1 protein-coding gene is annotated in these 1,664 nt (G+C 62.4%); it reads right to left on the reverse strand.

What is annotated here, in order from left to right:
- Nucleotides 1-63: 63 nt before the first annotated feature.
- A complete protein-coding gene (locus IVA80_RS29935; RefSeq protein ID WP_247438254.1) occupies nt 64-1,620 on the reverse strand; it encodes an IS1182 family transposase in 1,557 nt (518 codons plus the stop codon).
- Between the last annotated feature and the right edge of the window lie 44 nt (nt 1,621-1,664).

The raw sequence follows: 1,664 nt of genomic DNA on the forward strand, positions 1-1,664 counted from the left end.
GAGACTGGGCAATTATTTGTTTTGTCGCCGGCTTACGCGGTCGTGTCGGAATGTTTGACGGATTTAGGCTCGGAGTGGCGCTGGGGCGGCCCGTAGCCGGGTGATGACGCCGGTGATGGCGTTGAGCAGCAAGAGCGCCAAATACGGAAGCCGTCTGGCCAGATAGGCCATGAAGGCGTCGAGGCCGAGAATGCTGAGGACGCGGGAGAAGTTGTAGCAAAGCGCCATCAGGCTCCATTCGCCGCGCACCTTGTCGAAGCCGCGGACGAGGAAGTGGCGGTAGCCGGCCCGGCATTTGAGGGTACCGAAGGGGTGTTCGGCGAGTTCGGCGCGGCGACGCATCTGGGCGTCGGCGTCCTGCATCCGTGCGCGATGCCGATCCAGCACCGCTTCATGTTCCCAGCGATGGACGGTGCGCGTCGGGATCTTGACGGTGACACAGCGCGCGCGCAGCGCGCAGGCATCGCAATCGGACTTGCGGCTGACATACCTGATCTCGATCCGGTTGCCGTTGGTCTTTCGACCGTCCGTGGGGCGTAGCTGCTTGCCGGCAGGACAGCGATAGACGTCCGCCTCCGCCTCGTAGGCAAACGCTTCGTGGCTGATGCGATCTTGCGCTTCGAGCCGCGCGGTTCGCCTGGCCTGCGGAACGTAGGCCACGATCCCGTCCTCCTCGCAGGCCTTGAGCGCGTTGCCGTTGTAGTAGCCGGTATCGGCGAGAGCCGTCAGCGTCTCGACGCCAAGCTCGTCCTTTGCGGCCTTGGCCATGTCGTAAAGCTGGCCGGTGTCGTTGCCGTCGTTGACGACCTCGCTCGCCGCAATCAGCTTGTGCTTGTCGTCAACGGCGATCTGAACGTTGTAGCCCGCCACCACCTGACCGTTCTTCGATAACAGGCGGGCGTCCGCGTCGGTTCGCGACAATTGCGTCTGGCCGCTCTCTTCCAGTCGCGCCAGATCGGCCTGCAAGCTGGCGCGCTTGGCCATCAAGGCCGCCACCTTTTGCGCGACGTCCTCGCCGCCGCCATCCCGTCCCGCAGGCGGAGGTTCCGCCTCGGCGCTGTCATTGGCCTCCAGCGCCGCACCATAGGCTTCAATCTCCTGCTCAATCTCAGCCAGCCGCTTGGTGAGCTTGCGCTGTGTCTTGATGCTCGCCTTGCTGGCATTGCCATCAAAAAACGCCCCGTCGATCGCCACCACCTTACCGCCCAAAAGGTCGAGTTCGTGCAGCATCAGCACAAACTCCCGGTTCACCGCCTTGAGCGCCTTCCAGTTCTCCTGGCGGAACTTGGCGATAGTGCGATAGCCCGGCACCAGGCGCTTCATCAGCCAGATCAGCTCGAGATTACGCCCGGCCTCCCGTTCCAGGCTGCGCGACGACCGGATCCGGTTGAGGTAGCCATAAAGATAAAGCTTCAGCAGGTCGGCCGGGTCGTAAGGCGGCTGTCCAGCCCCGCCGATCGATCCGGTATGACGGAAGCCAAGCTTCAACAGATCAAGCGCTGCAACAAAAGCTTCGATCACTCGAACCGGATTGTCACCGGCGACATAATCTTCCACACGCGCTGGCAGAAAGCTCGGCTGATCCCGGCTGACACCGGTCTTGAAGGTACGATTCGTCATGCCGAATCGTACCTTCCTTCGCTATAAGAATCTTGCCCAGTCTC

Origin of the sequence: Bradyrhizobium sp. 139 (assembly GCF_023074175.1) — a bacterium.
Taxonomy (GTDB): domain Bacteria; phylum Pseudomonadota; class Alphaproteobacteria; order Rhizobiales; family Xanthobacteraceae; genus Bradyrhizobium.

What these genes read in the sequence shown, in the direction of transcription:
- IVA80_RS29935 (WP_247438254.1), bottom strand. Translation starts at nt 1,620, where the DNA reads ATGACGAATCGTACCTTCAAGACCGGTGTCAGCCGGGATCAGCCGAGC.